The sequence below is a fragment of the Paraburkholderia ginsengiterrae genome (assembly GCF_001645125.1).
GTDB classification, from domain to species: Bacteria; Pseudomonadota; Gammaproteobacteria; order Burkholderiales; family Burkholderiaceae; genus Paraburkholderia; species Paraburkholderia ginsengiterrae.
Genome location: NZ_LXKA01000336.1, coordinates 35,205 through 56,563, shown reverse-complemented (window position 1 = coordinate 56,563; position 21,359 = coordinate 35,205). Strand labels below are relative to the sequence as shown.

The window sequence follows — 21,359 nt, the reverse complement described above, 5'->3', positions numbered from 1 at the left end:
TTGTACTCGTTCTCTCTTTTTGTTTTTTTTCTGACCACCGACGGATTACGAGTTGCCCTCTTGTCTCGTGGGCTCGGAGATGTGTAGAAGAGCCGGTTTTCGTACGCGAGCCCCGTCACGGCCTGCGGCGCGCCGCGGCCGTGCCGGGGCTCGCGTACGAAGAGGTCCTGAACCGCGCGACGATCACGGGCTCGATCGATATCAGTCGGCTGCCCGGCACGGTGCGCGTGACCTTCCTTTGCCCGCTCGCGATCCTCGACCGCACGGGGATCGGGCATCTGGTGCGCGAGAAGTACCAGCTCGAATAAAAAACGCGCTGCGCCTCATTTCGGATTTTCGGATGAGGCGCGGCGCGTGCGCGCATGGCATCGTTCGGGGGCGTCCGACACCCCTCATTCCTGGTGCTGCACCGACTCGATGCGATTGTTGCGAAGTGCGACGATCGCCTTGGCTGTCCCGGGAAGCCGTCAGCGGCCGCGCGCACTTTCCTGCCGCTGCCACGATAACGTGCCAGGTACAAGCCACCGCGTTTTTCACGCGCAGGAAGCGCGGCAAGCCATCCGAAAATGTACGGGTCATCCGATCCGAAATACCACCGCCATTTCCGCCGCGACCAAGGGGGGGATGTGGTGCAGGACGTCAATGTCGGCATTGACTGCACCACGACCTCTCAGCAAATCATCAAGTTGTCCGATTTCACAATAGTCTTCGACGGGGCCGAGAAGGCTCGTCAACGTAGTCGTCATGCCTTGGTATGTCCGTGAGACTTTTGCACCAGTGGGTCAACCGGCGCTTACGCGCGGCGTCACCGAGGATGCGTGAACGCCAGAAACATGTGCGATGAAACTCAACGGCCGTTATTGGGTGCTGAGCCGACGTCTGGACATCCGAGCGACACGGCGAGCGAATGACGCTTCATGGCCGAACCCGGAAGTTCGGCCAGCGCCCGTCAGTCACCCGCTCGGCCTCGCCGCGAATTTCCCTTGTCGACACTGAGCCGCCGATTGAAGCAAAGGCTCGACTGTCCGCTCCTCATGCGAACGCGGACGTCAATAGCGAAGGTTTTGCTCGAACGTGAACGCAGGATTCGAACGACTCCAACAAACCCACAGCCGCAAGCTGCAATGCGTTCCTTGCGGCTAACGAGGAAGTGCCTGCCAGGTACGCCGCCAGCCGGACGCATCGGTGCGAGCGCGTGATCGCTGCCCGAAGCCGATCTCCTCACACATCTTTACTCGACGGCCGACGATCCGTTCAGGAAGAAGGACCGTCCGTCGAAACCGGCAAGCCGGCGATAGATTTCATGCCCGACGCGTCGTCGACCGCGACCGACTCCGGCGGACCCGGCACAGTCCGGACCTTTGCCGGAGTGCGCGAGAACCGGTACGGCACTTTGAGTATTGGCCAGAAGGCACCGTCGGGATCGCGACCAACAGTCAGCATGTCGGACAGAAAATCGCTGTCGTCGATCAACTCATCCACTCGGGTGACGAATACCGCATGAATCCCGAGCGCCTCTATTTCCGAGACCGCGCGCTTTCGCGTTGCTTTGCTCCACTGTAGACGGCGAGTGAAAATTTCAAGCGACTCCAGATCATGGCGACCACTGCTTTCGAGCCAGACGTAGCCGTCGGCGCAGCGAATAGCCATGCCATCCGGCACGGGGTTCCCAGCGGAAAACAGCGAGCACCATGCGGCGACATCCTGCATGGCGATTTCCAGGAACACGCCCTCTTTCCGGTTCTCGTCGGCGAGTGCGGAAACCACCGCGAAGAGTGCCACCTGGCCGCCCAGAATGTCCGCACCCGAAACGCCCATTTTCACAGGCGCGCCCCCGGTACGATTCAGATCCATTAGCCCGCCCGTCGCCTGAATCACGGTGTCGAAGGCCGGTCGCGAAGGATAGGCCGACTCGATTCCGAACCCCGAAATCGAGCAGTAGATCAGCCGTGGGTTGATCCTCGCAAGCGCGTCCCTGTCGAAACCCAGTTTCGCCAATGCGCCCGGCCGCAGGTTCTCCACCAGCACATCGGCGGTGGCGAGCAGCCGTTCCAGATAGTCGCGCCCGGCCGCCTGCTTGAGGTCGGCTGAGATTGTGTGCTTGTCCGTGTTGTTCAACGCAAAAAAGTAACTCGTGCCGCCCTGACCTGGCGCCCATTCCCGGGCGGTCTCTCCGTTGGGAGGTTCGACCTTGGTCACCTGCGCGCCCATGGCCGCAAGGTGCTTGCCCACCAGCGGTGCGGTCGTGTATTGACCGATCTCTATGACCTTTATGCCAGCGAGCGGCCCTGTGCTCTCCGGCGCCGGATGGTCCGCATCGCGCTCGCGCGGCGTAGCAGACGTTCGTTCTTCGGTGCGACATACCGTTTGCACTGGATGACGGCTGGAAACGAGCGAAGTCGCACGGAACGCAGACACGTCCCGATACGTTTCGCTATCAATGCCCGCGCTTTGCATCCGCTGCGACGCTACCGGATGGCGCAGGCCGAAGTTGGCCTCGTGCGCCAACTCGTCGATGGATACGATCGGACCGGCTGCTATGCCTGCTTGCTCGCAGAGCGTCGAACATTCATCGGTCGTCAAGGTAGTCGTCCATGCTTCGATGATCCGGTCGAGGTAGTCGGCGTTCTTCACCCGCGCCGCAAGCGAACTGCACCGCTCATCGTCGCATCCGTCGATACGCGCGGCATGCTTAAGTTTGTGCCACTGGTCTTCGGAGCTTGTGCAGATGAGCACCCAGCCGTCCCTCGTCCGGTAGGCGTTCCACGGCGCGCACGAGGGATGACGATTGCCGACGCGCCCAGCCATCCGACCGACGAACGCGTTCGGCAGGAACGTTGTCAGCGCGCTGACCGCGCAACCGAACAACGTGACATCGACGTTCTGTGCGAACCCGCGAAGTTGCCTGACCCGAAGTGCTGCTGAGATCGACGACGCAGCGTACATGGCCGCGGAGACTTCCGTGAGCGGAATGCCGATCCTGACAGGCTCGCCGTCTGCAAAGCCAGTTGTATCCATCAAACCGGTTATCGCCTGAATCTGGCCATCCGACCAGCGCATGCCCTGACGGGCGCTTTGCGGACCGGTCGCGGTGATGTTGCACACAATAATGGAGCCGGACGCCAGAAGCTCGCCGATTGCGCGCTTTAGTGTCGCCGCACACGTATCTGTCGAGACAATGACCGCGTCATAGGCCTGGAATTGCTGAAGGCCTTGTTCTTCCGCAACGCACTCCGGATCGATGACATCGACCGACGCCCCAGCACTCTCCAGGAGTCTCGCACTCATGCGGACCGCACTCCGTGAGCCGCAGGCGAGAATCCTTGCTCCGTTCAGCATGGTTGTCTCCTTGCTCTTTACCGGCCACGAAACCGGGGTTTTCTTCTTTCGGCGAACGCCTTTCGCCCTTCGATCCGATCCTCCGAATCCCGGATCACGCCCCATGCCAGTTCGGTGAATTCGATAGCCTGAGTCAGCGGCACATTGCTGCTGGTTTCCGCCACCTTCTTGATCATCTGGAGCGCGAGCGGACCGTTGTCCGCGATTGCCCTGGCGAGTTCCCGCACCGTGTCCATCAGCGACTCAGGAGCCGTGAGGTCGGACACCAGGCCGATTCGCTCTGCGTACGACGCATCGATCCTGCATCCGGTGAGCAGCATCTTCATCGCGACGGCAGGCGGCACCGCTTTCTGGAGCAACTGAATGCCGCAGACTGCGGGGATGCTGCCAACAACGGCTTCCGGCAAACCGAAAACAGCATGGGTCGACGCGACGCGCAGGTCACACTGAAGCGCGAGCTCGAGGCCGCCGCCCAGGCAATAGCCGTTGATAGCCGCGATGATCGGCTTGAAGATCCGTAACGAGGTCAAGTCCATCAGGCGGACATAGACGCCTTCGGCCGCCGAGCGATCGATCGATTTAACGAACGACGTACCGAAGCCGGTCGAAGGCGGAAGTGTCTTTTTCAGATCCGCACCCACACAAAACGATTTCTGGCCGGCACCCGTAAGAACAATCACGCGCACAGCGTCATCATCACGCGCGCGACTGAGTGCATCTCTCAGGTCGCCCAGGCTTGCGAGGTCGAGCGCGTTGAGCGCATCCGGACGGTCAAGGGTCACCGTTGCGATATGGTCCCTTACTGCGTAGTGAATCGCCATGGTCGTTCCCCTCACACGCCCGGCGACGAAAGCGACCGGCCGCCGCACACATAGAGGACCTGCCCCGTGACATAAGAGGCTTCCTTCTGCGTAAAGAAGAGCACTGCCTGCGCAATATCCTCGGGCGTTCCGATCCGTTGAACCGGGACGGATCGTTGCAGCCTCTCCTGCAAATCCACGTCGTATCCCCGGAAAAGCGGTGTGTCGACGATACCCGGCGCAATCGCATTCACCGTCACGCCAGCGCTCGCCCACTCCAGCGCCAGACTGCGGGTCAGGCTCACCACGCCGCCTTTTGCCGCGGCGTAGTTCGCCTGCCCGACACCGCCCAGCCACGCCCGCGAGGACATATTGACGATGCGTCCGTAGCCCGCCCGCGCCATATGCTGCAACACCGCGCGGCAGCAGAGAAACTGGGACTTCAGGTTCACGTCGACCACCGTGTCCCAGTCGTCGTCGCTCATTCTGGTGATGCGCTTGTCGCGCACGATACCGGCGTTGTTCACCAGAACGTGGATCGCGCCGAAACGTTGCGCGACTTCATCGATCGCGTGATTGACGGATTCGCTGCTCGTTACATCGACGGCCATGCCGCACACGTCGGCCCCCGCAGCCAACAGCGACGCCGTCGCCTCATTCAGGCTGTCGCGATCGCGATCGAAGAGGACCACGCGACGGCCGTAACGCGCGAGGACGGTGGCGATGCCGAGCCCAATGCCCCTGGCGCCACCGGTGACGATTGCGACTTCGGCGTCGCTGCTTCTCTCTGCAGAATTCATGGTGCTGTCCGTGTGGAAATGGTGGATCCGCTTTGTCATGCGCGACCGGCTGAACGGCCCGTGGACGGCGTCAGGTCGAGAGAATGGTGACCACTGCCACGGCGGAGTCGCCCGCCAGTTGACCACCGTTGTTTTCGGCGAGCGCGACCTTTGCACCCGGACGCTGGCGCGCGCCCGCTGTGCCCCGCAGCTGTTGCGTCAGCTCGACGATCTGGGCGACGCCCGTGGCGCCGAGCGGATGACCGCGCGAGAGCAGCCCGCCACTCGGGTTCACCGAGATGCGCCCGCCGATGTCCGTGTCGCCCGAGCGGATCAGCGCGGGACCTTCACCGGGCGCGCAAAGACCCAGATTTTCGTAGTGAATCAGCTCGGCCGGGGCCGACGCGTCATGGAGTTCGACGACATGCACATCCGACGGTCCAATGCCCGCTTCTTCGTAGGCCACATGGGCAGCCCTGACGGCAACCAGATCCCCGCTGCCATCGGCCTTCGCGGACACGATCGCGCTCGCGCGGATGAACACCGGACGGATATCGCGCTTCGCCGCGTACGCTTCGGAGCAGACGAACACCGCGGCCGCGCCATCTCCAATCGACGAGCACATGAAGAGCGTCAACGGATCGCTGATCATGCGGCTCATCAGCACTTCATCGATCGTGGTCTCTTTCCGGAACTGGGCGGCGACGTTCAGGGAGCCCGCGCGTCGGCTCTTGACTACCACTCTCGCGAAATCGCTCGCGTCGGCGCCGGTCTTGACCATCCACTTGCGGGCCTTGGCTGCGTAGAGGTCCATGAAGAGCGAGCCGCTGCCAGCCTTGACGTCGCCCGCCAGCGGTTCGTCGATATCCACTGCTTTCGCAAACGCGCCGAACGAGACCGCCTTGTCCTCATGCGAGAGTTTTTCAACCCCGACCACTAGCGCGGTCTCGGCCTGCCCCGATGCCACCGATAGCCACGCGAGGTTCAAGGCCGAACTACCGGATGCGCAAGCATTCTCGATGTTGTAAATCGGCTTGCCGTCCAGGCCCGTGTTGCGCAGCGACGATTGACCACGAATCATCTCCTGTCCGGTAACAACGCCAGCTGCTGCATTCGCGAAGAAAACGCGTTCGACGTCGTCCGCTGTCACGCGCGCGTCGCGCAGCGCGTGACCCACGGCCTCTTCCGAAAGCGACTTCAGGCTGCGGTCGAGAAACTTGCCAAACGGCGTCATTCCGATGCCGCCTATCAGGACGTTACGCATTTATATCTCCACTGCGTTCAAAACGGGATTCAAGGATTGGGGGAATCGATCCGCGCGACGTCACGCTTTCCACGCGAGCTCCAGAATGGCGCGCAGGTCCTCCTCCGTGCGGATTGGCCGAAGGTTGTTGAGCGTGACCATCGGATGCTCCAGCGCCGGACGCATCATCGCTTCCACCCGCTGGCGGCTCAGTCCGAGGTCGTCTAGGGTCATCGGCATCTCCAGCCGTATCAGAAGTTCGCGCAGGATTTCATGAAACGGCCGGTCTGGCTGGCCCAGCGCAGCGCGAAGCCGGCTGTGCTGGGGCTCGGCCCACCCGTCGAGCCACCTGGCTTGCGCGAGCATCAGCACACACGCTGCGTCGCTGTGCGCGATCCCGCCATAGGGGCCGACGATGTGAACCATCCAGTGGCTGAAACCATGCGGCACCGACATCTGTCCCATTCCCGTGTACCAGGTGGCGAGCTGGCAGTTCATCAATGCTTCGCGGCTCGCCCTGCCCCTCAGGAGCGGCAGGTTCTCCATGTAAAGCTGAATGGCCTTTTCGGCGAGCAGGCTTGCAAACGGGTGCGGGGACGAAGAACACGCGGTGTTGATCGCATGATCGAGACCCCGGATCCCCGTCGACAGCAGCAGACGGGACGGCGTTTGACCGAGAATCGCAGGGTCGTAAATGACAGCGCGCGGCGAGCCGTCTGGAACGACGAAGCGCGCCTTCAGACGCGTCTCGTCATCGATCGGGGTACTGACCGGCGTCCACTCGGAAGTTGCCAGCGTGGTCGGAATGGCAATCTGCCGGATGCGCGGCGCGGCTCGCGACGTGGTCAGCATCTCGGTTCCGTCTTCTGAGAGCACGAACTGCAGCTTGAGCAGTGCGTCCCGGTCGTATGCGTCCTCTGATATGCAAAGCTGCATCGCCTTGCACATGTCCATGACCGAACCGCCTCCCACCGCCACGATGACATCCGCGCGGACGTCCCGCGCATGACGTGCGGCCTTCAGCACATTCGACAACGGAGAATGCTCGCCGACCTCATCGGTCAAACCCACCAGCCGGCTGCCAAGACATGCGCTGAGTTCCTCGACGATCGTCGTCTTTGTGTTGATCGATCTGGAGCAAACCAGGAATACGCGTTCGTAGCCGAACAGGGACAGGAGGCCGGGAAGCGCATTCGCTGCAGATACGTCGTGCAGGACACGTTCGTGTCCGGTGAAGCGATAGCGCGGTTCTCGAAGGGTGAAGTTTTCCAATTGGATTCGTCCGGTGCTGACACAGGGTTCGACAGGTGGTGAGTTCGAATCATGTCTGCGTCGCGATCGGCTGAAAACCATTGCTTTGCGAGTCTGCCATCTCCAAAAACGACGGCTCGAATGACACCCGCAATCAGCGGTTAGTTATCCGTATCGCACCTTATCCGGCGTCGGAATCGGGCGCACGATCCGATCGTTTCCCCGCCATCGCGGATGGCGATGGCGCGTTCGCAAAAGGACACTTTGCGCTGTCGAGCGCCCCGCGCACACTCGGCACCTGACGCGGCGCGTGTCGCGGGGCATAGTCCATAAACCGACAGGATGAGACAGATGAAGTCATTTGAAATGCGCATCGGCGCCACATGGCGCGGCGCGTCGAACGGCGAGACCTTCGAGAGCACGGATCCCTACACCGCCCAGCCGTGGGCCCGCTTCCCGCGTGGGACCGCGCAAGACGTCGACGCCGCGGTCAAGGCCGCGCACGCGGCCTTCGAGAGCGGCCCATGGGCGCGCACGACAGCAAGCGCGCGTGGCCTGCTGCTGCACCGTCTCGGCGACGCAATCGCGGCCAACGCCGCGCATCTCGCCGATATGGAGGTCAAGGACAACGGCAAGCTGAAAGCGGAGATGCTCGCGCAGATGGAGTATCTGCCGCAGTGGTTCTATTACTACGCCGGCCTCGCCGACAAGGTCGAAGGCGCTGTCACGCCGATCGACCGGCCCGGCATGATGCATTACGTGACCTATGAGCCGTTAGGCGTGGTCGCGGCCATCGCGCCGTGGAACTCGCCGCTGCTGCTCGCTGCGTGGAAGATAGCGCCGGCCCTTGCAGCCGGCAACACCGTTGTGATCAAACCGTCGGAGTTCTCGTCGGCGTCGACGCTCGAGTTCGCCAGGCTCTGCGAGGAAGTGGGTTTTCCGCCTGGCGTCGTCAATGTCGTCACGGGATTCGGCAGCGAGGTCGGTCAACCGCTGGTCGTTCATCCGCTGGTGGCGCGCGTCGCCTTTACCGGCAGTGACAGCGGCGGGCGCGCGGTGGCGTTGAGCGCAGCGGAAACGTTCAAGCGTGTGTCGCTGGAACTGGGTGGCAAATCGGCCAACGTCGTTTTCGAAGACGCACACCTTGACGATGCGGTCAAGGGCGTGGTTTCAGGCATCTTCGCGGCGACGGGACAGACCTGCATGGCCGGCTCGCGGCTCCTTGTGCAGTCCTCGATTCACGCAATTCGTGAAGACGGCGCGCCTCGGCGATCCCAGCGATCCGGCGACCCACATCGGCCCCGTGTCGACGCTGCCTCAACTCGACAAGACCCTCAGCTATATCGCCATCGCGAAAGCCGAAGGCGCACGTTGCGTTCTGGGCGGCGAGCGCTCGCGTCGCCCAGGTTGCGAACAGGGACTTTTTGTCGAGCCAACCATCTTTACCGGCGTGCGCAACGACATGCGCATAGCGCGCGAAGAGGTGTTCGGTCCCGTGCTGGCAGTCATTCCGTTCGACACCGAGGACGAAGCCGTTGCGATCGCCAACGACAGTCCTTATGGCCTCGCAGCAGGCGTCTGGACACAGAACCTGCAACGAGCGATCACCCTTCCACGTCGATTGCACGTGGGTACCGTATGGGTCAACGCATATCGCGTGGTCAGCTATATGGCACCTTTCGGCGGTGTCAAGGCGTCCGGGATGGGTCGTGAGAACGGGGTGCGTGCCATCCACGAATACCTCGAAGCCAGGAGCGTGTTCATCAATCCTGTTCCGGGGATTGCGAACCCATTCGTGTTGTCCAGGTAAATATGCTTCAATCGGGGCTCTCATACGGAGAACGCGGGGGCTATCGATGCGAATCGATCCGGTATCGCTGAAACTTTTTCTGACGGTTGCCGAACTGGGCACGATCGCGGCGGCGGCCGAACGGGAGCACATTGCCGCCTCCGCAATCAGCAAGCGGATCTCCGATCTCGAGGCCATTCTTGCGACTGAGCTTTTTGCCCGGAGCAACAAGGGCATCGAGCTGACCATCGCCGGCGCCGCGTTGCAGAACCTGGCGCGCGGCGTGATCAACAATCTCGACAACGTGTACGCGTCGATGCGCGACTATTCGAGCGGCACGCGTGGCCTCGTTCGCATCTTCGCCAACGTGTCGACTATCGCGCAGTTCCTCCCGCACGATCTGCAAACCTTCATCGAGAAGTATCCGCTGGTGCAACTGCAACTCGAAGAGCAGATCAGCACGGTGACGCTGCGCGGCGTGGCCCAGAATGCCGCCGATATAGGCTTTTACGCCGACCTCGGCAGTCAGCCCGAGGGCGTGACGGTCCTGCCATACCGGGAGGATCATCTGGTCGTCGTTGCACCCCAGCGGCATACGCTGGGCCGTCGCGCATCGCTCACAACCGCGGACCTGCTCGAACACCACCTGGTCGGCCTTCAGACAGGCAGCTTTATCAACCTGCAATTGATCAAGGCGAGCAGCGAACTGGGCCTTCCGGTGAAGTTCCGGATGCAGGTGAACAGCTTCGATGCCGTTTGCCTGATGGTGGAAGCGAACATGGGGTTGGGAATCATGCCGAGAAGGCTGGCCCAACGCTATGCGAAAACCTTCGGCATCCGGCTCATTCCGCTGCACGCGTCGTGGACCACGCGCAAACTGAATATCTGCATTCGTTCGTATGACAGCTTGCCGGTGGCGGCCCGTCTGCTGGTCGATCATTTACAGCAGACGGGTGAAGCGGAGAACGACGGCACAGATCGCAAGCGATCAGGCTAGACACGCGGCGTGAATGCCTTCGGCGTCCCGCACGCTCATCTTGCGCGGCGCCGGGCAGACGATTGTCGTATCGCTGTCCGCCAACGACGCGGCCCCGCGCACGCCCAGTGCGTCAGCAACTTATTGTGCAAGTCGTTTACCTCGACTGGGATGCCTGGACTGGCGAAGCGTCCGCAATGGGTTTGCCCCGCGACTCCTTCGCGAGAAACAACGTGACGACGAAGGCCATGCTCGCCACCGTGACGGGATATCGCAGACCGGAAAATATGTCGCCTGTGGCAGCAACGATTGCAAATGCGGCGGCAGGCAGGAATCCACCGAAAATGGCGGACCCGAGGTGATACGGAAACGACATCGCTGTGTAGCGAATGCGCGACGGAAAATGCTCGACCAGCATCGCGGACGACGGTGCGAACGTCATCGTCCCGAAGCTCAAGCTGATGACGAGCAGCAGGAACAGCATGGGCATGTTCATCGCAGCAAGGTCCGCTGTCCCCTCCGGGTAGCCGTTGCGCGACAACGCCGCGCGTAGCGCGTTATCGAAGAGACGGGATTGCACGTGTGCGTCGGACACACGTGCGTCGTACCCGATGATCCGGTCCGCACCGATCCTGACCTGCGCCACCGCACCCGACGGACCAGGCACCGTCGTGTAGCTGAGGCCTGCCTTCCCGAGGGTTGCCTTCACCACGTCGCAACTGCTGCTGTAGGTCGCGGTCCCGGTGGGATTGAATTGCAGCGCGCATTGGCTGATGTCCGCCACCACGACAACCGGCGCCTGCTGCTGCGCCCGTTCCAGCGCGGGATTGGCGTAATGGCTCATCATCCGGAAAAGCGGAAGGAAACAGAGCGCGGCGAGCAGCAAGCCCGAGAGAAAGACCGGCTTGCGCCCGATGCGGTCGGACAGCCATCCGAAGAAGAAGTACAGCGGAGCAGTCGCCACTGTCGCGCCAATGACAAGCAGGTTGGCGCTCGCGTCATCCACCTTCAGTACCTTCGTCAGGAAGAACATCGTGTAGAACTGGCCCGTGTACCAGACCACTGCCTGGCCGGCCACCATGCCAAAGAAAGCGATCAGCACCAGCTTCAGATGTTTCCACTGGCCGAACGTTTCCGCGATCGGCGCCTTCGACAACGTCCCCGCCGCTTTCATCCGCGCAAACTCTGGCGACTCATCCAGCTTCAGTCGAACCCAGACCGAGATCGCAAGCAGGATGCTCGAAACGAGAAACGGGATACGCCAGCCCCAGTCCACGAACGCGTCCTTGCCGACGAGGACGCGCAGCGGAAGCACGACGGCAAACGATAGCAGCAGACCGAGCGCCGCAGTCAGAATGATCCACGATGTCCACGCGCCGCGAGCGCGGGCGGGCGCGTGCTCCGCGACATAAATCACCGCACCGCTGAACTCGCCACCTAGCGCCAGCCCCTGCAGCAGACGCATGCCGATGAACAGCATCGGAGCCGCAATGCCGACGATCGGGTAGCCCGGTATCAGGCCTATTCCGAACGTGCATGCGCCCATCATGACGATCGTCACGAGAAAGGTTCGCTTTCGGCCGAAGAGGTCTCCGATGCGTCCGAACGCCAATGCGCCGAACGGTCTCAGCACGAAGCCGGCGGCAAAGCCGAGTAACGTGAAAATGTAGGCGGCTGCGGGATTGATTCCCGAAAAGAAGGCCTTTGCCAGCTCGTTCGCCAGAAGCCCGACGACAAAGAAATCGTACAGTTCGAGTACCGTTCCGAGCGAAGCGGCGATGATCACACGCCTCTCTGCGCGCGTGATGCCACGGGCGGAAGCGCGCGAGTCAAGGTTTCCCGCGATGAGGGGTTGCATGCTGTCTCCGTGAAAATAGGTATGTCCGGATGGCTTTCGATGCGATCCTTAAGCGCGCTCGCCAAGACGCCATTCAACGGGCGTCCCTGCCCTTCCCAGACGTGCCTCAACAGCTTCACGCCTGTCGCGCCCAGACAATAATCCTCCGACGGTCGACGCTTGCGAATCATCGTTTCACGAGCTTGCCATCGCGTCGCGCGATGACAGATAGCGGAACACAGCACCGCCGGACACCAATCAGACTTCGCACGTTGCGCTCGGCGGACCACACCTCTCGACGAACTAGCGAACGGTCATCGCTCTGCTCGCGCGCGGCGGCAGCGCATGACCGATAACTCGCTGCCATCGGGGTGTACTATCTTTATTCGCAGGGTCACCCAGCGCGAGGCATTCAGGTGCGTCGTCAATGCGGTCATTTAACCCCGATGGGGCCCTTGGGGAACAGCATGAGGGGCTTGCTTCTGGCATGGAGTTGCGTGTGCGTGCTTTCGGTTGCCGCGGCGCAGGGTATGCCGACTGCCCCGCTGCCCGGGACCACAGTCGCGGCGAAGGACTATCTGGCCGAAGCGAAGCGTGTCGTCGATGTCGCGGCGCAACCCGCTGCACCCTGGAACGGCCCGCGCAATGGGCCGCGCGCACAACCCGGGAAACGCGTCGCTATCGTCGCCGAGGATTTGCGCAATGGCGGCATCGTCGGCGTTGTCGACGGTGTGCTGGAGGCGGCCAAAGTCATCGGCTGGAGCGTAAGGATATTCGATTCTGGCGGCACGCCGGACCTGCGGCTGAAGATGCTTGCGAATGCACTGGCAAGTCATCCAGACGGTCTGATCATCGTCGGTGGCGATGCGCGCGCCCTGTTGCCCGGGCTGCGGCCGTTTGCCGAGCGGAGCATTCCCATCGTCGGCTGGCATGTCGCGGCCCAACCCGGACCGGTACCTGGCACGCCCGTGGCGATGAACGTGGAGACAGATCCGCTTGAGGTCGCGCGCGTGACCGCGCTGGCGGCTATCGTGCAGTCCGGCGGGCATGCGGGAGTCGTCATCTTTACCGACTCCAATTTCCGGATTGCGCAAACCAAGGCGGATGAAATGGCTGCGGTCGTACGCGAGTGCAGCGGCTGCACCTTGCTCGAAGTGCACGACGTGGCGATCTCACGCAGCCAGGAACTGATGCCGGGCGCGACACGCACCTTGCTCGCACGGTATGGCAAGCGCTGGACGCATGCGCTGGCCGTCAACGACATCTACTTCGACTACGCCGCCCCGGTGCTGACCCAGGCCGGAATGCCGAGCGCCGCCATGGCCATGCTGTCGGCTGGTGACGGCAGCGAGTCCGCCTTCCTGCGTATCCGGGCGGGCACCTTCCAGACGGGCACCGTGGCCGAACCCCTGAATCTGCACGGCTGGCAGTTGGTCGACGAGATGAACCGGCTCTTCGCCGGGAGAGGCGTCACGGATTACATGGTTCCGGTGCATCTCGTGACAGCGGAGAACATCGCCGCAGACGGCGGCGATCGTCTACTCTACGACCCGGCCGACGGCTATCGCGACATCTATCGCCGCATCTGGCAACGCCCGTGAAACTTCCGCTCCCACAATCGCTCACCGCCCAGTTCACGCTGGTAGTTTCGTGCCTGGCCGCCCTGGTAGTCGCGGTCAGTGCCACGACCATTTACTCGTTGGCCGGTTCGGCCCACGCGATCCGCCAGTTGGCCGAAGAGCGGCTGGCGCGCCAGGAGGAGGCACAGGATCTGGCGCAGCGCACCGTGATGATCGAACGCCTGGCATTGCAGTTGTCCAGTGACGATACGGCGGACGCTGTACGCGAGACGCACCGGCATGTCATCGAACAATTGGCATTCTTCGACCGCCTGGTGGATCGCCTCGCCTCCGCGACCACGAGCGACGATGTAGGTGTCGATGCGCTGGCGCTGCATCGATCCAGTCAGCGCTTCCGCAACACGATCAACATCGAGGCGCAGGTGCGCGAGACCGCGCTGGGCAGCGCAACAGCGTCGGCGTCGGCGTCGGCGTCGGCGCCGGCGTCCGCGCCGCGGCCCGGAGCGTCATTGGCCAGCCTGGACGACGATCTGCGCCGCCAGGCCGACGCATTGGCGGCCGCGGCACACCAGCAGTCGGATTATTTCACGCGCGACTACCGTAAAGCGGTCCAGGATCTGGCCGACGACGTGGACCGCACACGCAAATGGGTGGGCGGCGAAGTTGCGGTGAGCCTGCTGCTAGCCTGGCTGATCGCCCGCGCATTCCTCGGTCGCCACGTCGTGGCACGGCTGCGCCGGGTCAGCCACTTCCTGCGGCATGGTGATGTCGACGGCACGCACGTCGGCGTCCCCGTTCACGGCGGCGACGAGATTGCCGATATGGCGCGCGCAGTCGAGCAGTTCCTCGAAGACCGGCGCCAGCGCAGGCAGGCCGAGGATGCGCTGAAGGAACTCAACGCCGAACTCGAGGCACGCGTCACACAGCGCACAGCCGAACTCAGCACGGCGCTTGCGGGTCAGACGGCCGAGATCGTCGAACGACAGCACGCGGAAGAAGCTGCGCGAGCGAGCGAGCACTTCCTGGACAGCATCATCGAGAACATTCCCGACATGATCTTCGTCAAGGATGCGGCGACGCTGCGCTTCGTGCGTTTTAACAAGGCAGGAGAGCAGCTGCTCGGCGCCCGGCGCGAGGAACTCATCGGCAAGTCCGTCCATGACCTGTTTCCAACGCAGGAGGCCGATTTCTTCGCGCTCAAGGATCGTGACGTGCTGGAGTCGCGGCTGATGGTCGACGTGCCAGAGGAGCCGGTTCACACGCGTCACGGGCCGCGCCTGGTACACACGATGAAGATCCCGATCCTCGACGTGCGCGGCGATCCGCAATTCCTGCTCGGCATCTCACGCGACATCACGGAGCAAAAGCGTGCCGAAGAGGAACTGCGGCGCTATCGCGAGCACCTCGAAGACATGATCCGCGAGCGAACCGCTGAACTGGCCGTCGCCAAGGAATACGCCGATGCGGCCAACCAGGCCAAGAGCGATTTTCTTGCGCACATGAGCCACGAGGTGCGCACACCGTTGAACGGAATTCTGGGCTACGCACAGATTCTCAAGCGCGATAAGAGCCTCGACCAACGCCAGGTCGACGGGATCACGGTGATCCAGCGCAGCGGCGAACACCTGCTTGCGATCATCAACGACATCCTGGATATGGCCAAAATCGAGGCCGGAAGGGTGGAGCTTAGCCTCTCCGACATTCTGCTCGACCGATTCATCGACTTCATCGCCGAGACGATTCGGGTGAAGGCAGCGGAAAAGGGCTTGGCCTTCGCTTGCGAGATGGCACCTGATCTGCCCGCGGGGGTGCGGCTCGACGAACAACGGCTGCGCCAGGTGCTGCTCAACCTGCTCTCCAACGCAATCAAGTTTACCGAGGCGGGTGGCGTGCGCTTGCGCGTCGGTTGCCTGCCGCCCAATCGGCTGCGTTTCGAAGTGCAGGACACCGGCATCGGCATAGAAGAAGCGCATCTTGAGACGATCTTCCGGCCTTTCGAGCAAGTGAGCGATGCTCAGCATCGGGTTGGAGGCACGGGGTTGGGTCTCGCCATTAGCCGGCAGCTCGTGCGCCTGATGGGTGGCGAGATCCACGTCGAGAGCCGCCGCGGTGCGGGAAGCATCTTCTCGTTCGAGCTGAACGTCCCGGTGGTGGCGCCTCAGGCTACTGCCGTTCCGCCCGAATGGACGGCAAGCGGCTACAAGGGGGCGCGCAAGACCGTCCTCGTAGTAGATGACATTGCAGCAAACCGTGCTGTGGCGGTCGATATGCTCGAGCAGCTCGGATTCGACATGGTGGAGGCCGGCGACGGACTGGAAGCATTGGAGAAAGCCAAAGCGCTGCGGCCGGCGCTCATCCTGATGGATGTCGTCATGCCTGGAATGGACGGACTCGAAGCCACACGGCGCCTACGCGAAATGCCGGAGTTCGGGGATCTGCCCATCATTGCAGTTTCCGCCGGCGCCTCGGGGAGTGATACGGCGAAAAGCCTGGCAGCCGGTGCAAACGCATTCCTGTCAAAACCGATTGACTTCAGCGGGCTGTTGTTACAGATCGCGGCGTTACTGAATATCGAGTGGGGCGACGAAGTTCCGCAGACGCAAGGCACCGTAGCGGGCCACGCGGCTGTACGTGCCACGGATCCCTCCACAGGGACCTTGATCGTGCCGCCGCATGAGGAAATTGAAGCGCTGCACTACCTGGCGCGACTCGGCGACATGCGTACCATCGTGCAACGCGCCGTGCACCTGACCGAGCTCGACGAACGCTATCGCCCTTTCGCCGACCACCTTTGCCAGCTAGCGAAGAATTACCAATCCAAGGCACTCCTCAGTTTCGTCGAACAATATCTGGAAAGAAGGCAAGTCCCATGATTGGGAGCGCAGAACCCGCATGCGAGCCATCGAAACCGGTTGCCTCCCGCCGGGGCATCGTTTGTCCTCATCAATCGAATGGCCGGTTTCTGAGTGGCACCGAAGTCTGAATGTCCGAACCGCAAGTCGGGCGAATGATGCCTCATGGCCGACCGTCCTGCAGATTCCTGATTTCACTACATAGAAGCCGCTCCGCGTTAACCTTGAAACTGCCCCTGGATTGCGGAAGCACCCAAACTTTCAACCCGATTCCTACCGCCGGGTACTTTGGCTGGAATTCTCACCGATGCTGTCGTGCCATCAATGGCAGATGTGGCCCCGTCCGACAGTTTGAACACCGCTACCGCATGCACCAGTTGCTGGGCCTGCGATTTCAGGCTTTCTGCCGCCGCAGCGCTCTCTTCTACCAACGCAGCGTTCTGCTGCGTAACCTGGTCCATCTGGCTTACTGCCTCCCCCACTTGCCCCACGCCGACGCTCTGCTCGTTGCTGGCAACACTGATCTCACCGACGACATCGGTCACACGTTTGATCGCGACCACGATCTCGGACATCGTCGTGCCAGCTTGATTTACCAGGGCAGTGCCCTGGTGTACACGCTCGACGCTGGTCGAGATCAGGGTCTTGATTTCCTTCGCCGCAGCAGCGCTGCGCTGTGCCAGATTGCGCACTTCCCCAGCGACTACAGCGAAGCCACGCCCCTGATCACCGGCACGCGCCGCTTCCACCGCAGCGTTCAGCGCCAGGATATTGGTCTGGAACGCGATACCGTCGATCACGCTGATAATCTCGGCAATCTTCTTCGAGCTGTCGTTGATCCCAGTCATCGTTTCGACGACCTCATCGACAACCTCCCCGCCTTTTACTGCGATCCTACTCGCGGTGCGCGACAGCTCGCTGGCCACAGCGGCATTTTCTGCATTCTGTTTGACGGTAGCGGTGAGTTGCTCCATTGAAGCAGCGGTTTCTTCCAGCGCACTCGCCTGCTCCTCGGTGCGACTTGACAGATCCAGATTGCCCTGGGCGATCTGTGCGCTTGCGGTAGCGACACCGTCGGCGTTCTGACGTACATTCGACACAACCCGCAACAGGCTGTCGCGCATGTTCTTCAGCGAGGCCATCAGGCTACTCGTGTCGCCAGGCCGCAAGTCGATGTTCACGCTGAGATCGCCTTGCGCGACGCTTTTCGCCAGGTCAGCAGCAATCGCGGGCTCCGTTCCGAGTTGCCGCGTCAGGCTATGCGTGAGCCACATGCCGATTCCGATTCCCGCCAACGTAGAGAAGATCACCAGGGCGATCATCAAATTCCGACTTTCCACGTACAGGTCCTGATTGGATGCGGCGGCAACCTTTGCGTTCTCCTGCTTCCTGCTCACCAGGGTGTTCACCAACTCGTCAATCTTGTTGGCCTTCTCACGGAAATCTCCGAACAGGTGCTCGGCGAGTTCCGTGCGATCCTGTAAAGGGGCAGCGCTGATTTTCTTTGCCATCTCCTTGAAGGCCTGGTCGTAGTCATGCCAGGCCTGATCGAGATTGGCGAACACCGCCTTACCTTCCTCGCTTTGAAATAGCGGCCTGGCTTTGTCGAGCGATTCGCGCGCCGCAGCAAGGCTTTGCTCGCTTTGGCCGAGGAACCCGGCTCGCTGTTCGGAGGCGGAAGACAGAATGGCGTTGCGCAGCGAGCGTGCCGCCTCGAGCAGTCCGACGTCTCCCTTCTGTGCCAGAGACAACCCAATCAGGTCAAGCCGGTATATTCGGTCGCCCGCATCGTTGATCCTGGCCATATTGCGGATTCCGATTCCGCTTACAACTGCACCGATCAGGCAAACCAGTACAAAAGCACTGATCAGTTTAGTGCCAAGTCTCATGTTGCCGAATTTCATACTGCCACCCCGTGAAGTCGAAGAACCTTTGCCTTTGCAGGTCATTGCTCTGGATACGCACAATTTTGTGCGCAGTTCCAGGAAAGAAAAATCGGCACCCCGTTACCCAGATTCATCCGAAGATAGCGGCAGCTTATCAAGCATATTCGTAATATAATAAGCAATCCTATTCGAAATGAATATTCAGCAAGTCAGTTCATCTCGGGACCAGATTCACTCAATTTTTCCAGCAAGATTTCGGTGCAGGCGCGCGGATGATCTCGAATGTTATTGTTTGCGCAACGTTGTCCTCGTTGCGCCCATAGTATTCGAGTCACGCCCTGGAGATATCGCAATGTCAGAGGTAGCACGCAAATAATCACGGCTGCTACATCGGTATACGGCACTGTGCTGCTATCTCTGCAGTGAGGATTGTGTAGGGATTCCCTGAAATTGTTGTAGGAATCCAATCAGCGCCTAGTCCGATCCGAGCAAGGTCGAACCTTGCGCTCCGGTAACACTTCGAGAGGCAATGCTCGCCTCGGTCTGACATCGCACCCATCGACTGATTCTCGGGAATCCGGGAGGCGAATTCTAATAGCCCATCCCGGTTCGACGATGATCGGCTCAAGTCGACCGGGATGGAAATAGATATCGCCCGAAACACTGCCAAGCCGATACGCCGCGATCTGAATCGTTGTTTTTTAGAACGCTGCAATCAGCATGCGTTTTCATGCACGCAGTCACTGCCTGTCCATGATCGGCTGCACCCACCCCGCTTGCGGACCCTCCGTCGTGGAAACCCACTGTCTTCTCACAAATAACGCATCCTGTTCGCGAGTGGGCGCGAATGTGGTTGCATACCAAGCGCGACACGATTTGCCCAATGTTGCCGCATGAGTGCATATCGCATTGACGTTCGAGTGCTTACGGGCTAAGTTTTCCTTTTGACTTCATTTCACCAAACGTGCCAGCAGAAGACTACGAAACAACGAAACCCGTCGAAGTCGAGCTTGACGGTGTGAAGTACACGGGGATGTTCCGCGTCATCGGTGGCTCGGTCATCGTGTACTACAAGGATGAGATCAAGTTCGCGTCGCACGGGATGAACCTACCCGACGTCGTTGCGCGCTGGCTGCTAACGGATGTTTGCCGCAAATTACAAAGGAAGGGGCGCAAGGCTACTGGCGGTCAAACATAGGCACGGCACGCGTACGATTTCGTATTGTTTTGTACCGCGAAATGTTCAGGTGTATTTGGACGCGCGGTCAGAGAACCAGTGTCCTTCCAACCAACATAGGTGGACGGCAGCTTGAAGCGCTATAGGCCCACGAATACTGCAATCGGATATGGCAGATTAGTGTGACCTGTTTCAGGACGCAACCGTAGAGGAGAACGTGCGAAGGTTAGGGGGTCGATTTGAGCGCCAAGAAGCGGCGCGGCGAGGATTCCCGGTTCATGACGAACGACGACGCGATGGCCCTTGAAGCTACCGTTCGCGCAACTCGTCGTGCGCAATATAGCCAAACCCTGAAGATTACTGTGCCCTCACGTGAGCACGATGCGGCTACCGATGACTTCATGCGCAAGCTATACCGTGCCGTTAGCGGCGATCCGCACCACTTGTCCGTGATCCGCTCTTTCCCAGACGACGTTCAATCACGCGTGAGCGGAGCTGACGAAAACAGCTGCAAAGTCTCGACCGCTGGCGGCCGACTACGACGGACAGCAGGGGAACGCCGACTGAGCGCGGCAGCTTCCTCGTTGCATGAGGCAAGGCGCATCTTGATATCCGACAGTCGCTTCCAGACAGATTTCGCATGTCAGGTCCCTCAATAGGAAGGTGGCGTGCGCGTTGCGCCGACTACTGGCTGGCTTTGCACGCAGCGTCGACAAGGCAACCCAGGCACTCCCGATAACCATTGATCATCGGATTCGGACGTGCCTTGGCGAGGTCATCGGCGGGCTTAACCTTTAGCGTTTCCTGCGTGAGAATGCGCACTCGCCCGCCCGACAGGTCTTCGATTCATCGATGTGTTCCTCGGCTGGAATCCAAGGGTGCGCTTCTGCCAGTCATTCTCTCGGCCATCCACGCTTTCAGCGATTTCATCGCCGGTTGAAGCTCGTCAGTATCGGGGTGTACCAGATAGTATCCGTTCGCCAACTGCAGCGCCTTGCCGAACAGTTCGACAAGCGCCCCTTCGGCCAGCTCCGCCTCCACCAGGATGGGACTTGTCAGGACCATCCCTTGCGCACGCACGGCTGCCTCGATTGCCATCAAGGACTGATCGAATTGAATCCCGTTGATCGCCTCGATCTGCGCATCGGCAAGACTGCTGAAGCGCGTAAGCCACGACCTCCAGTGAGGATGCAGCGTATTGTGAAGCAGCGTCGCAGACTGAAGATCTTCGGGCCGTTTCAATTTCCGCTTCTTCGCGTAAGCCGGGCTGCAGTATGCGCGCACTTCGTCGGTGCAAAGCAGCTGCACCGCGAGGTGTGGATCGATGCCATCGAAATATCGGACCGCGAGATCGACCGCGTCATATTCGAAATCAACAAGCGTGGTGGTCGTACTCAAGCTCAACGCGATACCCGGGTGAACCTGCAGAAAGTCGGCCATTCGAGGGGCGAACCACTTCGCGGCGAAGCTCGGCGGCATCGATAGCCGAACGCCCTTGCTGTGCCGTTCCCGCAGGAGGCGACTGGCATGGATGATTTCCCGCAGCGCCGGCTGGATGCGGGCGAAATACGCACGACCAGCGGCAGTCGGCGTTACCTGCCGTATCTGCCGTACGAACAGGGCGACACCGAGCCAGTCTTCGAGCTTCTGGATCTGCTGGCCTACCGCGCCGGGCGTCACGCTCAGCTCCTGCGCAGCCAGAGTAAAACTGCCAAGTCGCATCGCAGCTTCCAGAGCTACCAAGGCTTTCATTGGAGGAATGGGTTGCATGGCGTAGTTTTTCTATTGCATAGAAGAAATTAAATCAGTTGTAGCGCATGGATGGCGTGAAGACAATCAAGACTCGAAAC

General features: G+C 61.1%; 13 protein-coding genes and 2 pseudogenes. 6 read left to right on the top strand and 9 right to left on the bottom strand.

Features of this window, described 5'->3' with window-relative positions; translation table 11 throughout:
- A pseudogene (locus A6V37_RS42560) lies at positions 1–308 on the top strand (hypothetical protein); the annotation flags it as partial.
- 267 nt (positions 309–575) lie between these two features.
- On the opposite strand, the gene A6V37_RS40970 reads toward A6V37_RS42560, so the two are convergent.
- The 6 genes from A6V37_RS40970 to A6V37_RS26475 all read right to left on the bottom strand — a co-directional run bounded on the left by A6V37_RS40970 (position 576) and on the right by A6V37_RS26475 (position 7,433).
- A complete protein-coding gene (locus tag A6V37_RS40970; protein ID WP_157447905.1) occupies positions 576–746 on the bottom strand; it encodes a hypothetical protein in 171 nt (56 codons plus the stop codon).
- Positions 747–1,254: 508 nt separating this feature from the next.
- Positions 1,255–3,444 carry a CaiB/BaiF CoA-transferase family protein gene (locus tag A6V37_RS26495; RefSeq protein ID WP_242665734.1) on the bottom strand — a complete coding sequence of 730 codons (2,190 nt, stop codon included), beginning with the start codon at positions 3,442–3,444 and terminating at the stop codon, positions 1,255–1,257.
- Positions 3,357–4,160 carry an enoyl-CoA hydratase/isomerase family protein gene (locus A6V37_RS26490; protein WP_064266081.1) on the bottom strand — a complete coding sequence of 268 codons (804 nt, stop codon included), beginning with the start codon at positions 4,158–4,160 and terminating at the stop codon, positions 3,357–3,359. The genes A6V37_RS26495 and A6V37_RS26490 overlap by 88 nt, the downstream gene beginning before the upstream one ends.
- 11 nt (positions 4,161–4,171) lie before the next feature.
- Positions 4,172–4,939: an SDR family oxidoreductase gene (locus A6V37_RS26485; RefSeq protein ID WP_064265969.1), complete on the bottom strand. Its 768-nt coding sequence runs from the start codon at positions 4,937–4,939 to the stop codon at positions 4,172–4,174.
- A 70-nt stretch (positions 4,940–5,009) separates the two neighbouring features.
- Positions 5,010–6,182, bottom strand: coding sequence for a thiolase family protein (locus A6V37_RS26480; protein WP_064265970.1), 1,173 nt, complete (start codon positions 6,180–6,182; stop codon positions 5,010–5,012).
- Between the two features lie 60 nt (positions 6,183–6,242).
- Positions 6,243–7,433: an iron-containing alcohol dehydrogenase gene (locus A6V37_RS26475; RefSeq protein WP_064265971.1), complete on the bottom strand. Its 1,191-nt coding sequence runs from the start codon at positions 7,431–7,433 to the stop codon at positions 6,243–6,245.
- A gap of 321 nt (positions 7,434–7,754) precedes the next feature.
- Here A6V37_RS26475 and A6V37_RS42555 point away from each other — a divergent pair.
- Positions 7,755–9,222, top strand: a pseudogene (locus tag A6V37_RS42555) (aldehyde dehydrogenase).
- 46 nt (positions 9,223–9,268) lie between these two features.
- A complete protein-coding gene (locus A6V37_RS26465; protein WP_064265972.1) occupies positions 9,269–10,198 on the top strand; it encodes a LysR family transcriptional regulator in 930 nt (309 codons plus the stop codon).
- Positions 10,199–10,334: 136 nt separating this feature from the next.
- Here the strand turns inward: A6V37_RS26465 and A6V37_RS26460 are convergent, their stop codons facing one another.
- The gene (locus A6V37_RS26460) at positions 10,335–12,035 is read right to left on the bottom strand and encodes an MFS transporter (protein ID WP_100249347.1); all 1,701 of its coding nucleotides are present in this window, start codon (positions 12,033–12,035) and stop codon (positions 10,335–10,337) included.
- 446 nt (positions 12,036–12,481) lie between these two features.
- On the opposite strand from A6V37_RS26460, the gene A6V37_RS26455 reads away from it, so the two are divergent.
- Together A6V37_RS26455 and A6V37_RS26450 are read left to right on the top strand one after the other, a co-directional pair.
- Positions 12,482–13,615 carry a substrate-binding domain-containing protein gene (locus A6V37_RS26455; RefSeq protein ID WP_064265973.1) on the top strand — a complete coding sequence of 378 codons (1,134 nt, stop codon included), beginning with the start codon at positions 12,482–12,484 and terminating at the stop codon, positions 13,613–13,615.
- Positions 13,612–16,467 (top strand): ATP-binding protein, encoded by a 2,856-nt coding sequence (locus A6V37_RS26450; protein WP_064265974.1) that lies wholly within the window; start codon positions 13,612–13,614, stop codon positions 16,465–16,467. Before A6V37_RS26455 ends, A6V37_RS26450 begins: the two co-directional genes overlap by 4 nt.
- 197 nt (positions 16,468–16,664) lie before the next feature.
- Here the strand turns inward: A6V37_RS26450 and A6V37_RS42885 are convergent, their stop codons facing one another.
- Positions 16,665–18,350 carry a methyl-accepting chemotaxis protein gene (locus A6V37_RS42885; RefSeq protein WP_064265975.1) on the bottom strand — a complete coding sequence of 562 codons (1,686 nt, stop codon included), beginning with the start codon at positions 18,348–18,350 and terminating at the stop codon, positions 16,665–16,667.
- 946 nt (positions 18,351–19,296) lie between these two features.
- Between A6V37_RS42885 and A6V37_RS26440 the strand changes: the two genes are divergently transcribed.
- The gene (locus A6V37_RS26440; RefSeq protein ID WP_242665735.1) at positions 19,297–19,530 is read left to right on the top strand and encodes a hypothetical protein; all 234 of its coding nucleotides are present in this window, start codon (positions 19,297–19,299) and stop codon (positions 19,528–19,530) included.
- 825 nt (positions 19,531–20,355) lie between these two features.
- Here the strand turns inward: A6V37_RS26440 and A6V37_RS26435 are convergent.
- Positions 20,356–21,279: a LysR substrate-binding domain-containing protein gene (locus A6V37_RS26435; RefSeq protein WP_064265977.1), complete on the bottom strand. Its 924-nt coding sequence runs from the start codon at positions 21,277–21,279 to the stop codon at positions 20,356–20,358.
- Between the last annotated feature and the right edge of the window lie 80 nt (positions 21,280–21,359).